26 protein-coding genes and 2 pseudogenes are annotated in these 22759 nt (G+C 70.0%); 15 read left to right on the top strand and 13 right to left on the bottom strand.

Features of this window, described 5'->3' with window-relative positions:
• Positions 1 to 2: 2 nt before the first annotated feature.
• Positions 3 to 758: a DUF6879 family protein gene (locus R2B38_RS48405; RefSeq protein WP_318022573.1), complete on the bottom strand. Its 756-nt coding sequence runs from the start codon at positions 756 to 758 to the stop codon at positions 3 to 5.
• 173 nt (positions 759 to 931) lie between these two features.
• On the opposite strand from R2B38_RS48405, the gene R2B38_RS48400 reads away from it, so the two are divergent.
• The 5 genes from R2B38_RS48400 (at position 932) to R2B38_RS48380 (ending at position 2863) form a co-directional block, all read left to right on the top strand.
• Positions 932 to 1135: a hypothetical protein gene (locus R2B38_RS48400; protein WP_318022572.1), complete on the top strand. Its 204-nt coding sequence runs from the start codon at positions 932 to 934 to the stop codon at positions 1133 to 1135.
• Positions 1135 to 1368, top strand: coding sequence for a hypothetical protein (locus R2B38_RS48395; protein WP_318022571.1), 234 nt, complete (start codon positions 1135 to 1137; stop codon positions 1366 to 1368). Before R2B38_RS48400 ends, R2B38_RS48395 begins: the two co-directional genes overlap by 1 nt.
• Complete coding sequence (locus R2B38_RS48390) at positions 1368 to 1553, top strand: hypothetical protein (RefSeq protein WP_318022570.1); 186 nt, start codon at positions 1368 to 1370, stop codon at positions 1551 to 1553. Before R2B38_RS48395 ends, R2B38_RS48390 begins: the two co-directional genes overlap by 1 nt.
• 397 nt (positions 1554 to 1950) lie before the next feature.
• The gene (locus tag R2B38_RS48385) at positions 1951 to 2199 is read left to right on the top strand and encodes a hypothetical protein (RefSeq protein WP_318022569.1); all 249 of its coding nucleotides are present in this window, start codon (positions 1951 to 1953) and stop codon (positions 2197 to 2199) included.
• A 40-nt stretch (positions 2200 to 2239) separates the two neighbouring features.
• Positions 2240 to 2863, top strand: a complete 624-nt coding sequence (locus R2B38_RS48380; protein ID WP_318022568.1) for a hypothetical protein — start codon at positions 2240 to 2242, stop codon at positions 2861 to 2863.
• A 186-nt stretch (positions 2864 to 3049) separates the two neighbouring features.
• Here R2B38_RS48380 and R2B38_RS51470 read toward each other — a convergent pair whose 3' ends face one another.
• Both R2B38_RS51470 and R2B38_RS51465 read right to left on the bottom strand, forming a co-directional pair.
• A complete protein-coding gene (locus R2B38_RS51470; protein WP_411978657.1) occupies positions 3050 to 3448 on the bottom strand; it encodes an acyl-CoA thioesterase in 399 nt (132 codons plus the stop codon).
• A complete protein-coding gene (locus R2B38_RS51465; protein ID WP_411978656.1) occupies positions 3331 to 3708 on the bottom strand; it encodes an acyl-CoA thioesterase domain-containing protein in 378 nt (125 codons plus the stop codon). The genes R2B38_RS51470 and R2B38_RS51465 overlap by 118 nt, the downstream gene beginning before the upstream one ends.
• Here R2B38_RS51465 and R2B38_RS48370 point away from each other — a divergent pair.
• Positions 3610 to 3855 carry a hypothetical protein gene (locus R2B38_RS48370; RefSeq protein WP_318023113.1) on the top strand — a complete coding sequence of 82 codons (246 nt, stop codon included), beginning with the start codon at positions 3610 to 3612 and terminating at the stop codon, positions 3853 to 3855. The two genes, R2B38_RS51465 and R2B38_RS48370, sit on opposite strands and share 99 nt — an antisense overlap.
• Positions 3856 to 3871: 16 nt before the next feature.
• Here R2B38_RS48370 and R2B38_RS48365 read toward each other — a convergent pair.
• The 3 genes and pseudogenes from R2B38_RS48365 to R2B38_RS48355 all read right to left on the bottom strand — a co-directional run bounded on the left by R2B38_RS48365 (position 3872) and on the right by R2B38_RS48355 (position 6166).
• Positions 3872 to 4608: pseudogene (locus R2B38_RS48365) on the bottom strand (acyl-CoA dehydrogenase family protein).
• A 50-nt stretch (positions 4609 to 4658) separates the two neighbouring features.
• The gene (locus R2B38_RS48360) at positions 4659 to 5747 is read right to left on the bottom strand and encodes an acyl-CoA dehydrogenase family protein (protein WP_318023090.1); all 1089 of its coding nucleotides are present in this window, start codon (positions 5745 to 5747) and stop codon (positions 4659 to 4661) included.
• Between the two features lie 23 nt (positions 5748 to 5770).
• Positions 5771 to 6166 (bottom strand): nuclear transport factor 2 family protein, encoded by a 396-nt coding sequence (locus R2B38_RS48355; RefSeq protein ID WP_318022567.1) that lies wholly within the window; start codon positions 6164 to 6166, stop codon positions 5771 to 5773.
• A 210-nt stretch (positions 6167 to 6376) separates the two neighbouring features.
• Between R2B38_RS48355 and R2B38_RS48350 the strand changes: the two genes are divergently transcribed.
• The 7 genes and pseudogenes from R2B38_RS48350 (at position 6377) to R2B38_RS48320 (ending at position 12595) form a co-directional block, all read left to right on the top strand.
• Positions 6377 to 8491, top strand: coding sequence for an ABC transporter permease (locus R2B38_RS48350; RefSeq protein WP_318022566.1), 2115 nt, complete (start codon positions 6377 to 6379; stop codon positions 8489 to 8491).
• On the top strand, positions 8472 to 9182 hold the full coding sequence (locus R2B38_RS48345; protein WP_318022565.1) for an ABC transporter ATP-binding protein: 711 nt from the start codon (positions 8472 to 8474) through the stop codon (positions 9180 to 9182). Before R2B38_RS48350 ends, R2B38_RS48345 begins: the two co-directional genes overlap by 20 nt.
• The gene (locus R2B38_RS48340; RefSeq protein WP_019070010.1) at positions 9179 to 9886 is read left to right on the top strand and encodes an ABC transporter ATP-binding protein; all 708 of its coding nucleotides are present in this window, start codon (positions 9179 to 9181) and stop codon (positions 9884 to 9886) included. Before R2B38_RS48345 ends, R2B38_RS48340 begins: the two co-directional genes overlap by 4 nt.
• Entirely contained in the window at positions 9883 to 10266 is a 384-nt protein-coding gene (locus R2B38_RS48335) for a hypothetical protein (protein ID WP_318022564.1), read from the top strand. The genes R2B38_RS48340 and R2B38_RS48335 overlap by 4 nt, the downstream gene beginning before the upstream one ends.
• Positions 10232 to 10549 (top strand): hypothetical protein, encoded by a 318-nt coding sequence (locus R2B38_RS48330; protein WP_318022563.1) that lies wholly within the window; start codon positions 10232 to 10234, stop codon positions 10547 to 10549. Before R2B38_RS48335 ends, R2B38_RS48330 begins: the two co-directional genes overlap by 35 nt.
• A 26-nt stretch (positions 10550 to 10575) precedes the next feature.
• Positions 10576 to 11870, top strand: a pseudogene (locus tag R2B38_RS48325) (amidohydrolase family protein).
• Complete coding sequence (locus R2B38_RS48320) at positions 11867 to 12595, top strand: enoyl-CoA hydratase-related protein (protein WP_318022562.1); 729 nt, start codon at positions 11867 to 11869, stop codon at positions 12593 to 12595. The pseudogene R2B38_RS48325 and the gene R2B38_RS48320 overlap by 4 nt, the downstream one beginning before the upstream one ends.
• Before the next feature lie 66 nt (positions 12596 to 12661).
• Here R2B38_RS48320 and R2B38_RS48315 read toward each other — a convergent pair whose 3' ends face one another.
• A complete protein-coding gene (locus R2B38_RS48315) occupies positions 12662 to 13651 on the bottom strand; it encodes an enoyl-CoA hydratase/isomerase family protein (RefSeq protein WP_318022561.1) in 990 nt (329 codons plus the stop codon).
• A 70-nt stretch (positions 13652 to 13721) separates the two neighbouring features.
• Here R2B38_RS48315 and R2B38_RS48310 point away from each other — a divergent pair, with 70 nt between their 5' ends.
• Positions 13722 to 14756 carry a CoA transferase gene (locus R2B38_RS48310; RefSeq protein ID WP_318022560.1) on the top strand — a complete coding sequence of 345 codons (1035 nt, stop codon included), beginning with the start codon at positions 13722 to 13724 and terminating at the stop codon, positions 14754 to 14756.
• Positions 14750 to 16000: an amidohydrolase family protein gene (locus R2B38_RS48305; RefSeq protein WP_318022559.1), complete on the top strand. Its 1251-nt coding sequence runs from the start codon at positions 14750 to 14752 to the stop codon at positions 15998 to 16000. The genes R2B38_RS48310 and R2B38_RS48305 overlap by 7 nt, the downstream gene beginning before the upstream one ends.
• Before the next feature lies 1 nt (position 16001).
• On the opposite strand, the gene R2B38_RS48300 is transcribed toward R2B38_RS48305, so the two are convergent.
• From R2B38_RS48300 to R2B38_RS48275, 6 genes are read right to left on the bottom strand one after another with little or no spacing between them, the layout of a single operon-like run.
• Positions 16002 to 16763, bottom strand: coding sequence for an SDR family NAD(P)-dependent oxidoreductase (locus R2B38_RS48300; protein WP_318022558.1), 762 nt, complete (start codon positions 16761 to 16763; stop codon positions 16002 to 16004).
• A 10-nt stretch (positions 16764 to 16773) separates the two neighbouring features.
• Positions 16774 to 17922, bottom strand: a complete 1149-nt coding sequence (locus R2B38_RS48295; RefSeq protein WP_318022557.1) for an acyl-CoA dehydrogenase family protein — start codon at positions 17920 to 17922, stop codon at positions 16774 to 16776.
• Between the two features lie 11 nt (positions 17923 to 17933).
• Complete coding sequence (locus R2B38_RS48290; RefSeq protein WP_318022556.1) at positions 17934 to 19085, bottom strand: thiolase family protein; 1152 nt, start codon at positions 19083 to 19085, stop codon at positions 17934 to 17936.
• Positions 19085 to 19921 carry an enoyl-CoA hydratase/isomerase family protein gene (locus R2B38_RS48285; RefSeq protein WP_318022555.1) on the bottom strand — a complete coding sequence of 279 codons (837 nt, stop codon included), beginning with the start codon at positions 19919 to 19921 and terminating at the stop codon, positions 19085 to 19087. The genes R2B38_RS48290 and R2B38_RS48285 overlap by 1 nt, the downstream gene beginning before the upstream one ends.
• Entirely contained in the window at positions 19918 to 21129 is a 1212-nt protein-coding gene (locus tag R2B38_RS48280) for a CaiB/BaiF CoA-transferase family protein (RefSeq protein WP_318022554.1), read from the bottom strand. The genes R2B38_RS48285 and R2B38_RS48280 overlap by 4 nt, the downstream gene beginning before the upstream one ends.
• Before the next feature lie 31 nt (positions 21130 to 21160).
• Positions 21161 to 22759, bottom strand: coding sequence for a FadD3 family acyl-CoA ligase (locus R2B38_RS48275; protein WP_318022553.1), 1599 nt, complete (start codon positions 22757 to 22759; stop codon positions 21161 to 21163).

Below are 22759 nucleotides of genomic sequence, written 5' to 3'. Positions count from 1 at the left end.
GCTTACGCCTCCTTCACGGCCACCTGAGCCGCGAACTGCCTGTACGGAACGGCGTAGTGCTGAGCCACGTCCCGCAGTCGGTTGTACTGGTTCACCCGGGCGGGCTCCGTGATCAGTTCGGCGCCCGTGAGGTTGTCATCATCGTCGAAGATGCAGACGGCGACGATGTGAGAGTCGAAGATCCAGAAATCCTCGTCCGGGAGGTTGACGCGTTGGGCGTCCGACCGCCACATGTTGCGGATGTCCTCGCCCAGCGCGGTGTTCTTCTCCGCGTGGGCGAGCAGGTACAACTGCCCTGTGGTGGGCGGGTCGTCGACGATCCGGACCCGCCCGACGCTGGCGCCGTCCTCGGTCTTCGCGCGGATGCCCAGGCTCCACGGTGTGGTCAGGTCCCACGTCGGTGCCTCGCCCCGGACGAACTGGGCGTAGGTGTCGGTGGCCTCGTCGACCGCGTAGCGACCGCGCATCTCCAGGTGCCAGGCACTGTGCTGGAAGTTGTCGAAGAGCTTGGCGAACTGCTCCGGCGTGAAGAGGCGCGGCTCGGTGTCGCGGTCTTTGGGGCCGAAGTCGATCAGCGTGTTACGCGGCATCACGATCGGGATCTCGTCTTCGTCGATGTGCTGGAGCTGGGCGAGGGCGTCGGGGTCGGTGAGGCGCGGCCCGTGCACGATGACCTCACCCGAGTCGAGGTCCTCGTGAATCGCGGGGCAGCTGCCCTCTCCGCTACCCGTGCCGTTGAAGCGCAGTCGTCGGGCCATGACCAGAGTCCTTTCGCCGGAGGCTGATCACCCCAGCATCACCAGGCTGCACGCCTGAGGCTACGCGGTTCTGCCACCTTCGTGAGAAAAAGCGAGCGAAGCAAGAGTGGGTACGAGAAAAATCAAGAAAACACTATGGTGCGCTGCAACTCCCCACTCCTAGCGTCCCGTTCATGGCTACGAAGGAAGTGCGGGACGTCGACCCGTACGCGGCAGTTGAGTCTCTGCGCGCAGCGCTCACCGAGGCCGGGATCGTCTTCCCCTCCCTGAGAGTCGACGCGGCGTCACCCGACCTGAAGCTCGTCGAACTGGGGCGCATCCACGCCGATGTGGCCGATCGCCTGGCAACTGCACTACGGCGGGGAGGCCTTGAGTGATGGCGCAGGAACGGCACTCAGCAGGTGCCCTGGTCCACGACCCCGAGAGAGGCGAGCTGGGCCACGTCATGGGGCACGAGGGCCCGTACGTACAGCTGCGCCCGGTGTCCGGCGGGCGGGAGTGGGACGCCGACCCAGCCCTCGTCCGCCTGGCCACGGACAAGGAGCGGCTGAGGGCGATGGAGGAGCGGACCCGTGCCCTGAACTCGTCCAGCAGCGGCGGCATCCTCTGATGACCGCAGACAGCGTCGACATCTCGACCATGTCCGCCGAGTGCGCGGTCGCCCACCAGCCGGGCTACGCGGACCTGCACAACGAGTGCCGGCAGACCGAGGACTTACCGCTACCAGGCGGGGGCGGCATCCTCCTCGTCCCCCGCTGCACCTGCCCACATCACCGCTACGTCTCCGCCCGGTGACGCCCCATCGCCAACCACAACCGAGTGCTTGAGCCCCACCCAACTTGACCTGGGTGGGGCTCAGTTGCATCTCAGTGAAGATCATCCCACTATGCGCTATTCTTTGCTATGGGTCACACTGAGGCCCACAAGCACCTGGGCTCTATGGCATTCGCTGCTGATAAATCCAGGACGCCGCTACGCCTGTTGTCCGGCCTCTTCTACTTAGAGGGGTTGACGTCCGGACTGCTAGACGATGCGGCCCCCGTGAAAGCACCCGCACCACCCTGGGTTGAACATTGCCCCCCCGAGAACATTTGCGTACGCGTCAGCGTGGGTGTCTCGACCCGAACCGTAGGGTTCGGATCGAGGCTGCCTGCGCACCCGATCCGACCCATGACAGGGAAGGTAAGGATCGGTGGACGGCACCGCCATCACCATCACCATTCTCGCCATCGCTGGCGTGGTGACTATCACGCTGTACGTCCTCAGGGGCGTTCTCGATCAGCTCCCCGACCTCTTCGAGTCCGCGCGTCGGGCACGCGAGGCTTGGCAGCGGCTGACCACAAAGAAGGATGAACCCCCGCAGCCGGACGAGCTGGAGGAACAGCCGCAACCCGTGGCCGTTCCTCCGGCGAACGACGAGGACCCGCCCACAGCCACCTGAACGGCCTCCGCTCGCGGGTGGAAGGAAGTAACTTTCACCCGTGAGTGCACTTGATTGGGTGAACACGGGCGCTTCGGTCTTCACGGCGCTGGGCACTGTCGGGGCGTTCGCGGTCGGCGGTGTGGTGCTGTATCGCGACCGCAAGGCCACCGCCGAGCAGCGTCAAGAGGCTGTTACACGCGCGGAGATGGAACGGCGCAGGCAAGCGTCTTTCGTTACTGCCTGGGCTGTATCCACGGACTCCGAGCACTACGACCGCAGCGGACTCAATTTTGGCGTAGGCCAGGCGCCGAAGATCGAGTACGCCGTTCTGAACAATAGCGATGGCCCTATCTCAGACGTCGTGCTCTTCGTTCCTGTTCCAACTGGGCGAGAGACCGGCCCCAGGGGGAATCTGAACGTCGGATTCCTCGCACCTCAATCAGAGAGGAAAGTGAAGGAACCGAGCAGCCCCGACCTGAGGCTTCAGTTCAGTGTGCCGAACCCCATCCCGATCTTCTTCACCGATACCCAGGGCATCGTGTGGTTCCGTGACGGTCAAGGGGCGCTGTACGAGTGGTCGGATGACATCAACGCGCGGCTATCGGAGCCATCGGCGATCGTTGAGCCAGCGGAAGCCGCCAGAGGGATTCCAGGCGTTACCCCAGGGGCAGCGGACGCCTGACCTCCCACGGCCCCGGAGAACACCGCTCCGGGGCTGACAGGGCGTCAGGCAGCGACGGCTAGGCGGAAGGGGATCGAGGAAGAAGCGGTACCCCCGGGAAGAGGTGTGGGGGGACGCGCCGTCAGGCGTCAAGTGTCGCGCGCAGGCGTGCCGTTGTGCGCCGAGCGCCCTCGCGGATGCGGCCCGTCACGCGATCGTACGGAACCGCAACAACGCCTCCTGCGCGAACGACGCGACCAGGGACCCCTGCGCGGTGAGCACATCGCCCCGGCCGTAGCAGCGGCCGTGGGCGAGAAGCGGGCTCCGGTGGCGCAGGAGGAGCCAGTCGTCGGTGCTGAAAGGGCGGTGGAACCACACCGTGTGCGCGGTGACGGCGGAGGAGAACGCCGTTCCCGAATCGTGCTGGGTGACTCCTTCGAGCGGCCGGAGCGCCGTACCGATCAGGCTCAGATCGCTCGCGTACGCCGTCAACGCCGGGGCCAGCTCCGGGGCGACGGTCGGTGTGCGCATCCACAGGTCGTACTCGGGTGGCTCCGACTTCGGCGAGTCCACGTCGACGGTGGCCCGGGTGTCCCAGGGAAGCAGGGAGAGATCCACGTCGTGCTCGGCTCCCGGCACCGGGGCATCGGGAACGCTATCTGCTGGTCGGGACCGTCCTCGTGGGAGTGCAGGGACACGGCGGCTACGGCCGCGACGCCCTGAGTCTGCTTCGCCACGACCGTCAACGTGGCGAAGGAGCCGCCCTCATGATGGCGCGTCACCTCGTACCGCACCGGCTCCTGCGGCCGTCCCGCTCGCGCGAACTGCACATGAAGGCTCTTGACCGCCTTGTCGGGGCAGGCCAGTTGGGCGGCTCGGACGCTCTGGGCGAGCAACTGACCGCCGAAGACGCGGTGGTAGCCGAGGTGCTGGTTGGCGCCCTCGAACACGTCATGGGGCCGGGCGTCGAGGTCCAGGCAGGAGAGCAGGTCGCTCCACAGATCGGTCACTGATTCACTCCTCGGTCGATCACAGGTGGACGAGCCGTGGCGCGGACCCGCCGGCCCGCAGCAGTGCCCCCGCCTCGCGCGTCAACTCCCGTGCGCTGCCCAGGAGTCCGTCCAGCACCATGGCCCGCCGGACATGCCGGTGCAGATCGTGCTCGGCGGTGAATCCGATCCCACCGAGGACCTGTTGGCAGTGCCGGGCCGCTGTCAGCGCGGCCTTCCCGGCCGCCGCCTTGGCCAGCAGCGCGCCCAGCTCGTCGTCGGCGGCCACCAGGGTCGCCTCGGCGCCGTCCAGCGCCACGAGGGTCTCGGCGAGCCGGTGCCGTACGGCCTGGAAGGAGGCGAGCGGACGGTCGAACTGCACGCGGTCCACGGCGTGTTGGCGGGCCAGCGTGAGCATGGCCCGGCCGGTCCCGAGCAGCCACCAGCCGAGCGCGATACGCCCTTCGGCGAGGGGACCGGAGCTCCAACGGGCACGGTGTGCAGGGGGAGTTCGGCGTCCAGGGCCGTCCCGGCGGCAGCGTCGTCGCGCTCCCAGAGGACCCACGCGCCGCCCGTGAACGGCAGCGGCAGCGTGCCCCCGGTCGGCCGGCCCGCCGTGCTCAGCAGGACGTCGTTCAGCAGGGGCGCGTGGGCACCCGTCTCGCCCAACAGGCGGAAGGTGAGCGGGACGGCGATGTCCGGTTGCTCCGCGAGAAGTTCGGCCCAGCCGAGGTCGGCCAAGGCGGCGTCCAGCGCCCGTCCCGAGGCCGCTGTCATCGTCTTGCGGAGTGTCTCGGCGAGCAGGTGCTCTTCGGCGGCGTCCACGGCTACTCCCTCCCGAGGTCGAGCAGTCGGCGCGCGATGATGTTCCGCTGGATCTCGGCCGTACCGCCGTAGATCGTCGCCGCCTTCGCGTACAGGTACTCCGAGCGCCACGATGTGTCCGTCAACTCCAGTACGCCGGGCAGGAGATCGCGCACGGTCCCGAAGAGCTGCTGTTCGGCCGTGGCCAGCAGCACCTTGTCGACCGACGTCTCCGCGCCCAGGCGCTCACCGGCGGCGAGGCGGCGTTGGGTGGCGTGGGAGCGGCAACGGACGGTGTGCAACGCGAGGTAGGCGGCGCCGAGTTCGGCGTCGTCGGGGAGGCTCGTCTCGGCCAGCAGGCGGTCAAGTCGCGTGTAGAGATGGGCGATCCGGTGCCAGAAGCAGGTGGAGCGCTCGTGCGGGAGCAGGTCCATCGCCAGGCGCCAGCCGTCGCCGGGGCGGCCGAGCATCCGGTCGGCGGGCACCGTCACATCGTCGAAGAACACCTCGGCGAACTCGTCCACGCCGTGCATCGTGCGCAGCGGCCGGACGGTGATGCCGGGGGTGTCCATGTCGACGAAGAACGCGGTGATCCCGTTGTGGCCCGGCGCGGTGCGGGTCAACAGGACGCAGCGGGCGGCGAATTGGGCCAGGCTCGTCCACACCTTCTGGCCGCTGATCTCCCAGTGGTCGCCGCGCGGGACCGCCCGGGTGGTGAGGGAGGCGAGGTCGCTGCCGGAGCCGGGTTCGGAGAAGCCCTGGCACCACTGCTCGCGCCCGCTCAGCAGCCGCGGGACCATCTCGGCGGCCAGCGCGGGAGGGGCGTACGAGATCATCGTCGGGGCGAGGACCTCGATCATCGAGTAGATCCCCGGCTCGGCCAACTCCCGTGTGGCGACCTCCTCGCCGAGCACCGCCCTCAGTACCGCGGGCCCGCCGAGCCCCCTCACCTCGGCGGGCCAGCCGTACCGCATCCAGTCCGCGTCGTACAACGCCCGGCGGACCCGGGCCAGTTGAGCGACCTGGGCGTCCAGGGAGTGCTCGGGGCCGGGGGACAGGTCGTGCTCGTCCAGCCAAGTGCGCAGGCCTGCGCGGAAGTCGGCGACGTTCATGTCCGCGGGCGCCGAGGTGGCGTTCATGTTCCCGGGCGCTGATAGGCGTGGGGGCGGCCCGAGTCGTGGACTCCGCTGCGGCGGATGAACGTCATCGCCCGCGTGCGCAGCCGCCAGCCCTCGTCCGTGCGGACGTAGGTGTCGTTGTAGTAGCCGATCCGCAGGTCGTGCGTGGCGTGGTCGACGAAGCAGAGCGGCTGGGTGCCGGTCGCGGTGTCGCCCGACAGGTCGACGGCCGGCGTGCCCGTGAGGAACAGCCCCTTGGGCGCGGCGGCCACGAGCGCCGGGAACTCGTCGAGGCCGTAGGAGTCCCCGAAGGCGCTGTATGTGCCGTCGGGCGTGAAGACGCCCAGCACCCCGTCCAGGTCACCGCGGGTGATGCACACCGCGTAGCGGGCGAGGAGCTGCTGGATCTCCATCAGGTCGTCGGTCGGACCAGGGGGAGGAGCCGGAACGGGCAAGGAGGACAAGGACTTTCCACCCTTCACCATGAGTGAGAATGGCATTCTCTCAGATGAGTGGCAGATTTCCATGGTGGGTGAGGCGACGTCAACAGTCTCTGTCTGAATGGTTGATTCTCCGTAGATGAGAAGCTAGTTTCCAGCGATGGAGAGGGGAGATCCGACGCGATGGACCAGTTCCTCACCTTCGGGATCGTCGGCCTGAGCACGGCCGCGATCTATGCCGTCATCGGCAGTGGGCTCGTGCTCACCTACACCACCACCGGTGTGTTCAACTTCGCGCACGGCGCGGCCGGCATGCTGTCCGCGTTCATGTACTGGCAGCTGACCGTCGGCTGGGGCTGGCCCGTTCCGGTCGCCCTGGTGGTGGTGCTGCTCGTGCTCGCCCCCGGCTTCGGACTGCTCGTGGAGCGCTTCGTGCTGCGGCCCGTCCAGGCCCTCGGTGAAGCCGAACGGCTGGTGATGACGGTCGCGCTGCTCAGCGGTCTCATCGCGGCCGCGCGCTGGATCTGGGACCCGAACGTGGCGCGGCCCCTGCCGATGTTCTTCGCCGCGCGCAAGCCCATCCACCTCGGCCCGGCCGTGATCACCTGGCACCAGGCCATCACCATGGCGGTAGCTGTCGCCGTCGCCGTCGGCCTGCGCATCCTGCTCTACCGCACCCGCGCCGGAGCCGAGATGCGCGCGGCCGTCGACGACCGGGCACTGGTCGGTCTCACCGGCGCCGACCCGGTCAGGGCGGGCCGCGTCTCCTGGATCCTCGGCACCCAACTCGCCGCGATCGGCGGCATCTTGATCGCCCCGACCGTCACCCTCGACGCCGCCCAGCTCTCCCTGCTGATCGTCAGCGCCTACACCGCGGCCGTCTTCGGCCGTCTGCGCAGCCTGCCGCTCACCTTCCTCGGCGCCGTCGTCGTCGGCTGCATGGAGAGCTACCTGACCGGCTACCTCCCGCAGAACGAATACCTCCCCGGACTACGGCTCGCCGCGCCCGCCCTGCTGCTCTTCCTCGCCCTGCTGGTCTTCCCGCACCGACGCCTGCGCGGCCGTGAACGACGGCTGGCCCGCGTGCCGGTGCCGAGCGCGCGCGGCACGTTCGTGTTCGCCGCGGTGGTCGTCGCCTTCGGCGCGGTACTGGCCTCTCTGCTCGGAGAAGCCGACCTGATCACCTACGGAGCCATCTTCTCGCTGGGCGTGGTGGCGCTCTCGTACGTCCCGCTCGCCGGGTACGCCGGACAGGTCTCCCTGTGCCAGCTGAGCATGGCCGGCATCGGCGCGGTCGTCTGGGCACACCTAGGCGCGCACGGCGAACTGTGGGCACTCGGCGCCACGATCCTCGTCTCGGCGGTGGCGGGAGCGCTCGTCGCGCTGCCCGCGCTGCGGCTCTCCGGTGTGTATCTCGCCCTGGGCACCGCGGCGTTCGCCGTGATCCTCGACCGGTGGATCTTCACCCTGCCGGCCTTCCACGTCTTCGGCCTGCGGATCGCCCTCTTCGACCAGGGCTCGGTCGACGCCACCGGCCCCGACCTGTTCGGCCTCCGGCTCGACAGCGGACGGGAGTTGATGGTGTTCGCCGCCGTCTGCCTCGCGCTCGCCTCGATCGGTGTGGCGGCCCTGCGCCGCAGCCGCTTCGGCCGGCGGCTGATCGCCCTGCGCGACAGCGAGGCCGCGTACGCCACCCTCGGCGGCAACCTGCTGGTCGCCAAGGTCGCCGTGTTCGCCCTCGCCTCTGGCATCGCCGGACTCGGCGGAGCGCTGTACGGAATGCAGCAACGCACCGTCACCGCCGACCAGTTCAGCCTCGTGGCGGGGCTGCCCATCTTCCTCGTCGCCGTGGTCGGCGGGCTCGGCGCGGTCGGCAACGGGCTCTTCGCGGGCACCGCCTTCGTCGGCCCGACCAACGCCCTGATCGCCGTCGTCCCCGGCACCGCGAACCTGGTCGCCCTGCTTCCCGGCCTGGCCGGCGTCGGTCTCGGCCACAACCCCGACGGCATCGTCTCCCGCTTCCGCCGCCAGTGGGAACCGCTCGCCCGCGACCGCATCGCCCTGTCCACCCTGCTCTGCGCCCTCGCCCTGGCCTGGGCCCTGCGCTTCACCGATGTCATCAACGACTGGACGTACTACGGCGGTTCGCTCGTTCTCGCCGTCGCGCTCCGCGCCTGGGCGAGCGCCCGGCAGACCGCTCCGGCCGAACCGGAGATCCCCGTCGAGTGGTGGGGTCTACGGCGTGACTGGCGCCCCGAGGACGAGGAGGTGCTGGCCCGTGGCGTCGCTGCAGGTTAGTGGAGTGACCGTCTCCTTCGGCGGGAACCGCGCTCTCGACGGAGTCGCCCTGACCGCCGAGGCGGGCCGGGTCACCGGGCTCATCGGCCCCAACGGGGCAGGGAAAAGCACCCTGTTCGACGTCGCCTCCGGACTGCGCAGGCCCTCCTCGGGACAGGTCCACCTGGACGGCCGGGACGTCACCAGGGCCCGGCCCTCGGCCCGGGCCCGGCACGGACTCGCCCGTACCTTCCAGCGCCTGGAACTGTTCGGCCGGCTCAGCGTGCGCGACAACCTCTTGGTCGCCGCCGAACTCGGCCCCGAACGCCGCCGCGCAGACCGGCTCGTCACCGAGATCCTGCACCGCCTCGGTCTCACCGACCTGGCCGACACCTCACCCGACGCCCTCCCCACGGGAGTTGGCCGCCTGGTCGAGGTGGGAAGGGCGCTTGCGATCCGCCCGAAGGTGCTTCTCCTCGACGAACCCGCCGCCGGACAGGACGCGGAGGAGACCGAACGCTTCGCGGAACTCCTGCGCGCCCTCACCGACGACGGAACCGCCGTCGTCCTCGTCGAACACGACATGAGCCTGGTGATGGCCGTCTGCGACGAGGTGTACGTCCTCGACCTCGGCAAGATCATCGCCGTCGGCCCGCCCGAGGTGATCCGCAGCGACGAAACGGTTCTCGCCGCCTACCTGGGGGACGCGTGAGCGCACTTCTCGAACTGCGCGGCATCCGCGCCGCCCACGAACGCATCACCGTCCTGCACGGCGTCGACCTCGACGTCGCCGCCGGACAGGTGGTGGCGCTGCTCGGCCCGAACGGCGCCGGAAAGACCACCACTCTGCGTGTCGCCGCCGGAGTCCACCCCGTCGAATCGGGCCAACTCGTGCTCGGCGGACGGGACATGACCGGCGCCGACCCCCGCGACCTGGCCCGCGCCGGAGTCTGCCTCATCCCCGAAGGGCGAGGCGTCTTCCCGAACCTGTCCGTCCGCGACAACCTCCTCATGATGACCTTCACCGGCCGCGGTCGCGAGGAGATCGAGGAGATCGCGTTCGCCCGCTTCCCCGTCCTCGCCCGGCGCGCCGGACAGGCCGCGGGCACCCTCTCCGGCGGCGAACAGCAGATGCTCGCCCTCGCCCGCGGCCTCGCAACCGACCCCGCCGTCCTGCTGCTCGACGAACTCTCCATGGGGCTGGCCCCGTTGGTCGTCGGCCGGCTCTACGAACAGGTCGGCGAGATCGCCCGGCAGGGCGTCGCCGTGCTCGTCGTCGAGCAGTTCGCCGCCGCAGTCCTCGACATCTGCGACCACGCCGCCGTCCTCGTACGCGGCCGGGTCGAACGGCAGGGCCACCCCGACGGCGGGTTGCGTGCCGAACTGTCCGCTCTCTACCTGGGGAGTTCCACATGACGTCCACCGAGACGCGAGCGGACCGCTTCGTCCGCGAACTCACCGTCCTGAAAATCCCGGACCCGGCCGCCGGAAGGGCCGTTCTCTGGCTGCGCGCGGGCGCCGCCCTGATGACGATCGGCGTCGTCCTCGGCGTGTGCGCCTACTTCATCTCGCACAACACCAGCGATTCGCTGGTGCAGAACGACGCTCTCACGCTCGGCCTGGCCGCGGTCGCCGGGAGCGTCGTCGGTTCCGCACTCTTCCTGCGGTACTCGCTCACCGGCTTCCTGCGGTACTGGATGGCCCGTCAGTCCTACGACGTGGAACTCCTCGCCGACCGCCTGCTCGAAAGGGAACTCCGCCATGACCCCACCGGCACCGACGCTGCGCCCCGGTGACCAACTCGCCAGTACCGTCTGCGGCACCCGCGTGGTCGTCATCCGCGCACCCGCCTCCGCACAGCCCCAACTGGCCTGCGGCGGAAGCCCGTTGATCCCCGCGGCCGACGCACCCCCGGCGAAGCCCGGACCGGCCGGCACCACCACCCTCATCGGCAAGCGGTACGTCGACACCACCGGGACGCTCGAACTGCTCTGCACCGCCTCCGGCGCGGGCGAACTCACCTGTGACGGCGCGCCCATGACCCTGAAGGCGGCCAAGCCGCTGCCCGCCTCCGACTGACCGACCCACCCCCGTAAGGAGCCGTCATGGACCGCGACGACCTCATCCTCATCAGCGTCGACGACCACATCATCGAACCCCCCGACATGTTCGTGAACCACCTCCCCGAGCGCTACAAGAAAGACGCGCCCCAACTGGTCCACCGGGACGACGGCACCGATGTGTGGCAGTTCGGCGGCGCGACCATCACCAACTCGGCGCTCAACGCGGTGGCCGGCCGGCCCAAGGAGGAGTACGGGGTCGAACCGCAGGGCCTCGACGAGATCCGCCCCGGCTGTTACGACGTGCACGAGCGGATCAAGGACATGAACGCGGGCGGCATCCTCGCCCAGATGAACTTCCCGTCCTTCCCCGGCTTCTCGGCCCGTCTGTTCGCGACCAAGGACGTGGACTTCTCCCTCGCGCTGGTACGGGCCTACAACGACTGGCACATCGACGAGTGGTGCGCCGCCTACCCGGGACGCTTCATCCCCATGGCGCTGCCCGCCATCTGGGACGCGGAGCTGTGCGCGGCGGAGGTCCGCCGGGTCGCCGAGAAGGGCGTTCACTCCCTCACCTTCACAGAGAACCCCGCCGTCCTCGGCTACCCGAGCTTCCACGACCCGTACTGGAACCCGCTGTGGCGCGCGCTGTCCGACACCGACACCGTCATGTCGGTGCACATCGGCTCCTCCGGCAGGCTCGCCGTGCCGGCCGCCGACTCGCCGCCCGACGTGATGATCACGCTCCAGCCGATGAACATCGTCTCCGCCGCGGCGGACCTTCTCTGGTCGCCCCCGATCAAGCAGTTCCCGAATCTGAAAATCGCCCTCTCGGAAGGCGGGACGGGCTGGATCCCGTACTTCCTGGAGCGTCTCGACCGCACCTTCGAGATGCACTCCACCTGGACCCTCCAGGACTTCGGCGGCAAGCTCCCCTCCGAGGTCTTCCGCGAGCACTTCCTGACCTGCTTCATCACCGACAAGCTGGGCGTACGGCTGCGCCACGACATCGGCATCGACAACATCTGCTGGGAGGGCGACTACCCGCACAGCGACTCGCTGTGGCCCGACGCCCCCGAGCAGCTGCACGACGTGCTGGCGAGCTGTGACGTCCCGACGACGAGGCCAGGAAGATCACCTTCGAGAACGCGATGCGCTGGTACTCCTTCGACCCCTTCACGCACATCCCGCGCGAACAGGCCACCGTGGGCGCCCTGCGCAAGGCGGCCGAGGGCCACGACGTCAGCACCCGCTCCCGCAGTCACCAACTCATCGAGCCCGCCGAGAAGTTGGAGGCGTTCCGCTCCAAGGCCCGGGCGGCCGTGGTGGCGGCCCGATGAGCGACCTGGTCCTCACCGAACGGGTCGGCGCCGTCCTCGTGGCGACCCTGAACCGTCCGGAGGCCCGAAACGCCCTCAACCCGGAGCTGATCGGCGAACTGTCAACCGTGCTCCGGGAAGCGGACACCGACCCCGCGGTTCGGGCGATCGTCCTCACGGGCGCGGGAACGGTCTTCTGCGCCGGAATGGACCTCAAGGCGTTCGCGAAGGGAGGCGGCAAGTTCGACGGCCTGGTGTGGTTCTTCCGAGAGGGCATCACCACACCGGTGATCGCCGCCCTCAACGGCTCGGCACTCGCCGGCGGCTTCGAACTCGCCCTGGCCTGCGACCTGGTGGTCTCCGCTGAGGACGCCAAGCTGGGGATCGCGGAGGTCAAGCGGGGCCTGTTCGCGGCCGGAGGCGGTACGACCCTCGCCGACCGGGTCCCGCTGGCCGTCGCCCTGGAGATGGGGCTGACCGGCGACCTCGTCACCGCGGCGGACGCCAAGCAGTTCGGCCTGGTGAACCGCGCCGTCCCGGCCGGTGAGGTACGGGAGACGGCACTGACCCTGGCCGGACGCATCGCCGAGAACGGTCCTCTCGGCGTCGCGATGACCAAGAAGCTGATGCGAGAACGCCGTTGGGCCGAACCGGCAGAGGTCGAGTCGGTGTTCAGGAGCGCCGACGCGGTGGAGGGGGCAAGGGCCTTCGCCGAACGCCGTAGCCCGGTGTGGACGGGGAAGTGACGCGACTCCGGTGTTCCCGAGGCCGCGGGATGGTCTCGGGGACACCGGTACGAAGCGCGCGGTGCCTTAGCCGTGGAAGGCGCGCCGAGGGTCCGCAGCCGCGTCCTCCCTGTCGCTGACCTCGTCGACGAGCCCCCAGCGCAGCGCAACCCCGGCGCTCAACTCCGCCCCGGACAGGGCGAGATACGCCGTCCGCTCCCGGCCGACCCGGACCGGGATGCTCGCCGTACCGCCCGCGCCCGGAATCAGCCCCATCCCGACCTCCGGCAACCGGATCACCGTGTCCGGCGCGGCGACCACCCGCCCCGCGAACGCCGCGAGCTCGATCCCCGCGCCGACACACGCACCGTGCAGATGCGCGGTCACGCGTGGAGCGCAACGGTGCAGCAGCGCACCCGGACTCCGATGCACCCGCACCAGATGAGCCCGCGCCGGGTCACGCGACGTACCGAACTCGGCCAGGTCGCCACCGCTGCAGAAGGCCGGGCCATTGCCGTGCAGATCGACCCGGCTGATCGAAGGATCGGCCACGGCCACCTGAAGTGCCTCGCACAGCGTGTCCCGTGTCGCCGCGTCGAACGCGTTGCGCACCCAGGGCCGGTCGAGCGTGATGGACAGCCGGGGACCGTCACGGTCGAGCCGTACGGGAGTCTCGGCGGGGCGGTGGGCACGCCGGGGTGCAGCCGCCAGCCAGGAACGGAAGTCCGCTCCGCCCTGAAGCGTCGAGTACGCGAGGGATTCGAGAACCAGCCTGTCGGGGATCGAGAGCCCGCTGCCCATCCGCAGCACCTGCACCAGCGCGACGGATGCGGCGGGCCGGCTGTCGGCGATGTGACCCAGCTGCCGAGCCGTGGCCCGCGGATCCGCGCACCCCACCCATGGCCGGGGCGGCTCGGGAACCCCGGTGAGCAGGATGTCGAAGCCTTCGACCGCAGCGGTGGGTTGCGCTGCCACGCCGATCACGACTCGGTCGCGGTCAGGCGGTTCTGTCTCGTGCGAGGAGGCGCGGTCGTTGGGGGCGTGGTCGAGGTCGACGATCACGAAGGGCGACTCCACAGTGATCTCCCTCCATGCGTGGAACGGAGTGTAATTTGAGATCACCTCGGGAGAGAAGGGGGTTCGACTCATGGAGAATCCTGTTCTCCGCGACTGGATGGACTCCGTCGAGCCGTTCCTGGCCCCGCTCTCGGACATCGCCAGCTCCTTCACGGACCTGACGGGCGTGCCGGTCGACCTGCCGACCGCACTGTTCCTGCGGGCCCAACTGGCCGGCCTGGAACGCCCGGGCAGGACATCCGCCAACGGTTCCTGCGACCTCCTCCAAGCCGCTGACGGCTGGGCCGCTGTGAACCTGGCCCGCCCCGACGACCTGGCCGCCGTACCCGCACTGCTGGCGCTGCTCGGTTCGCCAGGGGAGCGCGGGGGTCTGCAGGCGGCGGTACGACGGGTCGCGGCGGCCGACGTGGTCGAAGCCGCACAGTTGCTTGGCATCGCCGCTGCGGTACCGGGATCGGCCCAAGGCTCACGCCCCGCGGTCCGCGCCGAGAGGTGGGGCGAACAGGGTGCCTCGCGCGCGATGGCGGAGATACGGATCGTCGACTTCTCCGCGCTCTGGGCGGGGCCGCTGTGCGCGCGGTTGCTGGGGCTGGCGGGCGCCCGGGTGCTGAAGGCGGAGAGCGTGACACGACCGGACGGTGCGCGCTTCGGGACGCCCGCCTTCTACCGCTGGCTGCACGACGGACACGACAACCTGGTCGTCGATTTTACCCCCGGCGCGCTGGACGAGATCGTCGCCGAGGCCGACGTCGTCATCGAGGCGTCACGGCCGCGCGCGCTGCGCCGACTCGGCCTGCGCGCCGAGGAGTTCCTCGCCGCCCGCCCCGGCCGAGTGTGGGTCGGTATCACCGGATACGGACGCGAGAACGACCGCATCGCGTTCGGAGACGACGCTTCCGTGGCCGGCGGTCTGACCGGAGTCGACCCGAACGGCGACCCCCTCTTCCTCGGAGACGCGCTCGCCGATCCCGTCACCGGCGTGTTCGCCGCCCAGGCCGTGGCCCGTTCCCTCGCCGCGGGAGGCGGAGAACTGCTCTGCGTCTCCATGGCGGCCTGCGCCGCGACACTCGCGGACGCGCGAACCCGGGTCCAACCACCGTGCTGATAAAGAACGTTGAGGTCGAGGGCCATCCAGGGGTGGTGGACGTACGGATCGACGGTGAGCGCATCGCCGAGATCGGGCCCGGGCTGCCGGGGCGGGGTGATGTGGACGGTCGGGGCGCTGCGTTGCTGCCGGGCCTGCACGACCACCACGTACACCTCGCGGCGCTGGCCGCCGACGCCGCCTCCGTGCGGGTCGGGCCGAGTGACGTGCGGGACCGAACGGCGTTCGCGGCGGCCCTGGTTGGTGGTCCGCCGGGGGAGTGGGTGCGGGCCGTCGGCTATCACGAGAGTGTCGCGGGGGAGTTGGACCGGTGGGCGCTGGACGTGTTCGCGCCGGATCGCCCGGTGCGGGTGCAGCATCGGACCGGTGCGCTGTGGGTGTGGAACAGCGCGGCGCTGCGGGCGGTCGGGCTGGACGGCGACGGGCGGTTCTGGCGCGAGGACGAGCGGTTGCGGGGGCTTGTGCCGCCAACGCGGTTGGATCTGGAGGGTGTTGGGCGGCGGGCCGCGGCGCTCGGCGTCACCGGGTTCACCAACGCGGATCCGCACCCCGCGCGCGGGCTGACCCAGATGCTGGCGGTCCTTCCGCAACGGCTCCTGGTGATGGGCGTCGACGAGCCCGTGAAGCTGATGCTCGACGACCCGACACTCCCCACTCCCGCCCAACTCGCCCGCACCATAGGGAAGATCAGGCCCCGGCCGGTCGCCGTGCACTGTGTGACCCGGGTGCAGCTGCTGGTGACGCTGCTCGCCCTGGACGAAGTGGGACCGGCCGAGGGCGACCGGATCGAGCACGGGTCGGTGATCCCGGCCGAGACGATCCCGTGGCTACGGCGGCTCGGGGTGACGGTCGTGACGCAGCCCCATTTCCCGGTCGAGCGGGGTGCCGCGTACGCCACCGACGTGGACGCCGACGACCGCCCCCACCTCTACCGTTGCCGGACCCTGACCGAGGCGGGCGTCCCGCTCGCCGCCGGTACCGACGCGCCCTATGGCGCCTCGGACCCCTGGGCGGTCATGCGGGCCGCGACCGAACGGGACGAGGCGGAACGACTCCAACCCTGGGCGGCGCTGCGGCTGTTCACCGGTGAGCCCCGACACCCGGCGCGGACACGCCGGTTGGCGGTCGGGTCGGCCGCCGACCTGTGCCTGCTCCACGTACCGCTCCGCGAGGCCCTTCGCGCGCTGTCCGGGGAGCTGGTCCGCGCCGCTTACGTGGCCGGCCGGCGCATCGACGGCCTGTGACCTACACGCTGTACCCGCCGTCAACTCCCAATGCCTGCCCGGTGATGAACCCCGCCCGGTCCGAGGCGAGGAACGCGACCGCCTCCGCGATGTCGGTCGCATCGCCGAAGCGGCGCATGGGGATGTTGCGCCGGGTGACGGCGAGGGCGGCCTCGTCCAGTTCGCCGGAGCTGATCAGACGGCCGGCGATACCGTCGTTGAGCATGCCGGGTGCCACGCAGTTCACGCGGACGCCGTAGCGGCCCTCCTCGGCGGCGAGTGCCCGGGCGACCGCCTCGACCGCGCCCTTCGCGCCGGACGAGAGTCCGTCGCGTACCGGGAAGCGGCGGGTGGCGACGGTCGTGACGGCGACGATGTTGCCCCGGCTCTCGCGCAGCAACGGCAGCGCGGGATGTACCAGGTTGAAGAACGCCACGGCGTCGCCGTCGAGTTGGGCGCGGTACTCGCTCGGGGTCACCTTGCTCAGGTGCCGCATCGGTACGTGCGGGCCGGCCGCGTACACGAGGGTGTGGATGCCGCCGCCCACCTCCGACACGGCCTCGGCCGTGGCGGACTCGTCGGTCAAGTCGACGCGCAGTGAGCGGACTTGACGGCCCAGCTTGGTGACCTCGGCGGCCACCGCGTCCGCCGCCTCCTGGTTGGCCCGGTAGGTGAAGACGATGTCGCTGCCTCGCTCGGCGAGGAGCCGGACGATCGCCGCCCCGATCCCGCCCGAGCCGCCCGCCACGAACGCGACACCTGGTCTGCTGGAGAAGTCCGGCACCGTAACCGCCTCACAATCCGAGGGACTTGGCGATGATGACCTTCATGACCTCGCTGGTCCCGGCGTAGATGCGGGTGATGCGCGCGTCCGCGTAGAGCCGGGCGATGGGGTATTCCAGCATGTAGCCGTAGCCGCCGAACAGTTGCAGGCAGCGGTCGACCGCGCGGGCCTGCATCTCGGTGCAGAACAGCTTGACCTTGGCCGCGTCCGGACCGCTCAGCTCACCCGCGACGAGTTCCAGCACCGCGCGGTCCAGCATCGCCTGCGCGGCCTCTATCTCGGCTGCCACGGCGGCGAGTTCGAACTTCGTGTTCTGGAAGGACGCGACCGTCTTTCCGAACGCCTTGCGCTCCTTCACGTACGAGATCGTCGTGTCCAGGGCCGCTCGTGCCTGCGCCACCGAGCCGACCGCCACAGTCATCCGCTCCTGCGGCAGGTTGTTGCCCAGATAGCCGAACGCGGCACCCTCCTCGCCGAGCCGGTTGGCGACCGGGATCCGTACGTCGTCGAAGGCCAACTCCACGGTGTCCTGCACCTTGATGCCCATCTTGTGCAGGACCCGGCCGCGCGTGAAGCCGGGCATGCCGTCCTCGACGACCAGCAGGGTGAGCCCGGCGCGGCGGTTGTCGGGGTCGGTCGACGTACGCGCCACGACGATCACCAGGTCGGCGAGGAGGCCGCCGGTGATGAAGGTCTTCGCGCCGTTGAGAACGTACGAGTCCCCGTCGCGTACGGCCGTCGTGCGGATCCCCGCGAGATCGGAGCCCGTGCCCGGCTCGGTCATCGCGATGGCGGTGAGCAGCTTCCCGGAGGCCAGGCCGGGGAACCAGCGCTCGCGCTGATCCCGGTCGGCGTAGGTGAGGAAGTACGGGAGAACGACGTCCAGTTGGGTGCGCACGGTCCCCAACGTCACCAGGGCGCGGGCCGATTCCTCCTGGAGGACGACGTTGTAGCGGTAGTCGGCGAGGCCCGCGCCGCCGTACTCCTCGGGGACGGCCGTGCCCAACAGGCCCAGCGAGCCCAGCTGTTCGAAGAGGGCGCGGGGGAGCCGGCCGGCTTCCTCCCACTCGGCGTAGTGGGGGACCACCTCTTTGGCGATGAAGTCCCGCGCGAGCCGGCGGAACGCCTCGTGGTCGTCGGTGAAGACGTCTCGGCGCACAACATCCCCTGTCAGGAAGCGAGTTCGACGACGGTGGCGTTGGCGGTGCCGCCGCCCTCGCACATGGTCTGCAGGCCGTAGCGGATGCCGTGGTCCCGCATGTGGTGGATCATCCGGGTCATCAGGACGGCACCCGACGCGCCGAGCGGGTGCCCGAGCGCGATGGCTCCGCCGAGCGGGTTGAGCAGCGCCGGGTCCGCGCCGGTCTCGGCCAGCCAGGCGAGCGGGACCGGCGCGAAGGCCTCGTTGACCTCGAAGACCCCGACCTCCGAGAGGCCGATGCCCGCCTTGCGGAGCACCTTCTCCGTCGCCGGGATCGGCCCCGTCAGCATGAGGACCGGGTCGGAACCGGTGACCACTCCGGCGCGGTAGCGCACGATCGGCGTCAGCCCCAACTCCCGTGCCTTTTCAGGGGTGGTGACCAGCAGGGCGGCGGCTCCGTCGGAGATCTGGGAGGAGTTGCCCGCGTGGATCACCCCGTCCTCCTGGAAGGACGGTTTCAGCCTCGCGAGAGTGTCGACGCTGGTGCCGCGCCGTATGCCCTCGTCTGCGGTCACCGGTACAACACTCCCCTCGACAGGCACCGGCACGATCTGCGCGTCGAACGCCCCACCGTCCTGCGCGGCCGCCGCCCGCTCGTGCGACAGCGCGGAGAACTCGTCGAGGACACCCCGGCCCAGTCCCCACTTCTGCGCGATCTTCTCGGCGGAGATGCCCTGGTTGAAGGAGAACCCCTCGTAACGGGCGAGGACTTGAGGGCCGTACGGCATCCCGCCGGCCCGCGAGGCGCCGAGCGGGATGCGGCTCATCACCTCGACGCCGCCCGCGACCACGACGTCCTGCTGGCCGGACATGACCGCCTGGGCGGCGAAGTCCAGTGCCTGCTGGCTGGATCCGCAGGCCCGGTTGACCGTGGTCCCCGGGATGGTCTCGGGCCAGCCCGCGGCCAGTACCGCGTAGCGGCCGATGTTGCTCGACTGGTCGCCCAACTGGCCGACGCAGCCCCACACCACGTCGTCGACGACCTCGGGGTCGAGACCCGTGCGGTCGACAAGGGCCCGGAGGACGACGGCGGAGAGGTCCGCCGCGTGCACAGCGGCCAGCCCGCCGTTCCGTTTGCCGACGGCGGTACGGACCGCCTCCACCACCACTGCCTCACGCATCACGTGTCCTCCGTAGCTGTCGGGACGGCTGTTCCTGGCACCGCTGTTCCCGGCACCGCCCAGCGCCCCGTGTAGAGGGGCGGACGTTTCTCCACGAAGGCCGCGTACGCCTCCGGGACGTCCGCCGTGGCGAAGTTCATGGCCTGCGCCCGCGCCTCACCGGCAAGGGCCTCGCGCAGGGTGCGATCGGCGTTCTCGTTGAGGAGCGCCTTGTTCTGCGCGAGGGCGACCGGCGCTCCGGCCACCAGCCGGGCGGCGAGGTCGTCCACGAAAGCGTCGATCTTGTCGGCGTCCACGACCCACGTCACCAGGTTCAGGGCGCGTGCCTCCTCCGCGTCGATCGTCTCGGCCAGCAGCACAAGCCGCTTCGCCTGCTGCAACCCCACCAGCTTCGGCAGCAGCCACGAGCCGCCGCAGTCCATGGACAGGGCACGCCGCGCGAAGATCTGCGAGAACGTGCTGTCCGGAGTCGCCACGACGAAGTCGCAGCCCAGGGCGAGGTTCCAACCCGCCCCGACCGCCACGCCGTTGACCTTGGCGATGGTGGGGATCGGCAGCTCGTGCAGCAGCAGCGTGACCTCGCTCAGGGTTCGCATCCGGTACAGGGGATGGTCGCTGCTGACACCCTTGCGGATGTCGGCCCCGGAGCAGAACGCGCCGTCGGCACCGGTCAGGACCAGCGCACGCACCGTACGATCGCTGCCCGCCGCGGAGAGTGCCGTTCTCAGGGCGTCCCACAGGTCGGCGTCGATCGCGTTCTTGCGGTGGGGCCGGTTCAGGGTGAGTGTCCGGACGCCCTCGGCGTCGCTCGTCAGCAGGACCGGCTGCGCGGTCATCGCACGGCTCCCTGAGCCCGGAGAACGGCGATCTCCTCGTCCGCCAGGCCGAGCTCGGCCAGTACGGCGTCCGTGTGCTGGCCGAGCGCGGGAATCGCGCCCATCGGAGGGTCGTACCCGGCGATGACCGGGGGCGGCAGCAGAGCCGGGACCGGACCCGACGGGGTGTCGATCTCGCGCCAGCGGTCGCGGGCCCGCAGATGCGGGTGGGCGATGACGTCGCTGGGCGTGTTGTAGCGGGAGTTGCCGATCCCGGCCGCGTCCGCGCGGTCCTGCACCTCGGCCAGGTCATGGCGGGCGCACCAGGCGGAGATCTCCGGCTCCAGCTCGCCGCGGTGCTCCACCCGCCCGGCGTTGCTCGCGAAGCGCGGGTCGTCCGCCAGGTCGGGCCGGTCGATCAACTCCCGTGCCAGGCGCTGCCATTCACGGTCGTTCGTGGTGCCGAGGACCACGGTGTGGCCGTCGGCGGTGCGGTGGGCACCGTACGGTGCGACGGCGGGGGAACTCATCCCGAGCGGCTGTTGCTCGATGCCGGAGTGCTGGGTGTAGGTGAGCGGATATCCCATCAGCTCCGTCATCGTGTCGAACAGGCTCACCGCGACGGACGAGGCCTCGGGCCCCACCCCGCGTTGCCTGCCGCAGAGCAACGCGACGATCGACAGGGCGGCGTAGAGGCCGCTGCACACGTCGGCCATCGGCGGCCCCGGTTTGGCCGGTGCTCCGGGGTGGCCCGTCACCGCGCAGGCGCCCGACTCGGCCTGGACGAGAAGGTCGTAGGCGCGCTTGTGGGAGAGGGGGCCGCCGGGGCCGTAGCCATCGATCTCGACGGCGATGAGATCGGGGTGACGGGTCGTCAAGTCTTCGGGGGAGATGCCGAGTTTGGCCGTGGTGCCTGGTGTGAGGTTGGAGACGAGGACGTCGGCGCGTTCCAGCAGGCGGTGCAGGACGTCCATGCCGCCGGGTGTCTTCAGGTCCAGGGCGACCGACTCCTTGCCGCGGTTGACCCAGACGAAGTGTGCTCCCAGGCCCTTGACCACGTCGTCGTAGTGGCGGGCGAAGTCGCCGCCCTTGGGGTTCTCCACCTTGATCACGCGGGCGCCGAAGTCGCCGAGTGTGCGGGTGCACATGGGAGCCGAGATCGCCTGCTCCAACGCGACCACGGTGATTCCGGCCAGCGGTCCTGTTGTTGTCGTTCCAGAACGCGGCATGTCAAAACGCGGCATGTCAGAACTCGTCATCTCAGATCGTCGCGTCTCGGCTCGCGGTCGTGAACTGCGCCCGGAGTTCGTCCTTCAGCACCTTCTGGCTCGCGTTGCGCGGGAGTTGGCCGACGAAGCGGACATGCCGGGGGACCTTGAAGTTGGCCATGTGCTCGCGGGCCCAGGCGATGACCTCGGGCTCGGTCGGCGCCCGCCCCGGGGGCGCGACGACGAAGGCGCAGCCGACCTCGCCGAGCCGTTCGTCGGGAACCCCGATCACGGCGACCTGCTGGACGTTCTCGCAGCCGAGAAGCAGCTTCTCTATCTCGGCCGGGTAGGCGTTGAAGCCGCCGACGATGTACAGCTCCTTCTTGCGGTCGACGATGGCGAGATTGCCGTCGTCGTCCAGCCGCCCGATGTCTCCGGTGTGCAGCCAGCCCTCGGCGTCGATCGTCGCTGCGGTGGCGTCGGGGTCGTCCCAGTAGCCGCGGGTGACGTTGAAGCCGCGCACGAGGATCTCGCCGTCGAGGCCGATCGGGACGTCGAGACCGTCGGCGGCGACGATCCGGACCTGGACACCGGGAATGGCGCTTCCAGTGGTGAGGGCGACCGTCTCCTCGGAGTCCCCGACGCGGGTCGTGGTCACCAGTGCCGTCGACTCGGTCAGGCCGTAGGCGCTCATCACGATGTCGAACGACAACTCCGTTTTCATGGCGCGGATCAGCGATTCCGGGATCGTCGTGCCGCCCGTCATGGAGACCCGCAGCGACGACAGGTCGTGCGCGGCACGGTCCGGGTGGTTGACCAGGTCGTGGAAGATCGTCGGCGGCCCGAGAAGGATGCTCACGCGCTCCCGCGCGATGAGGTCCAGCGCGCGTCCGGCGTCGAAGACGGGCATGGGGATGACGGTCACGCCGTGCATGAGCGAGGCCAGCCAGCCCGCCTTGTAGCCGAAGCAGTGGAAGAACGGCGGGATCACCAGGAAGGTGTCGGAGGCCTCGAAGGTGTACTCCTTCGCCATCCATCCGTAAGCGCGCAGGGACTGGCCGTGAGTGAGCATCACGCCCTTGGGGTGGCCGGTCGTGCCGGACGTGAACATCACGTCGGACACGTCGTCCGGCGTCAACCGGTCGATCGACTTGTGCGCCGCAGCCGTGGAAACGCCTTCTCCCGCGCCGAGAAAGTCGTTCCAGGCGAGTTCCGCCGCGCCCTGCGGACCGAGCACGGACACCGTCTTCCGCAGGGCCGGCAGCTCCGGATCGGCCTTCCGTAGTTCGCCGACGTAGTCGTTGCCCAGGAAGGGCGAGGCGAACACGGCCGCCGCCTCCGACTTCCGCAGGATGTACGAGATCTCCTGCGCCTTGAACCGTGTGTTGAGCGGAACCAGGATCGCTCCGGCGCCGTGGATGCCCAGCGCGGCGAAGATCCACTCCGCCGAGTTGGGGGCGCACAGCCCGACCCGGTCGCCCGGCTCGACGCCGAGCGCCATGACGGCGCGGACCGAGTCGACCATCTGCTCCTCCAGCTCCCGGAACGTCCACCGGCGGTCACCGTCGATGAGCGCCGTGGCGTCCCCGAAACGCCGGGCGGCCAGCCTGATGACATTCGGGATGCTCAGGAATTCGTCGTCGTAGCGCAT

Origin of the sequence: Streptomyces sp. N50 (assembly GCF_033335955.1) — a bacterium.
Lineage (GTDB): Bacteria > Actinomycetota > Actinomycetes > Streptomycetales > Streptomycetaceae > Streptomyces.
This window is presented reverse-complemented; position numbering and strand designations above follow the sequence as displayed.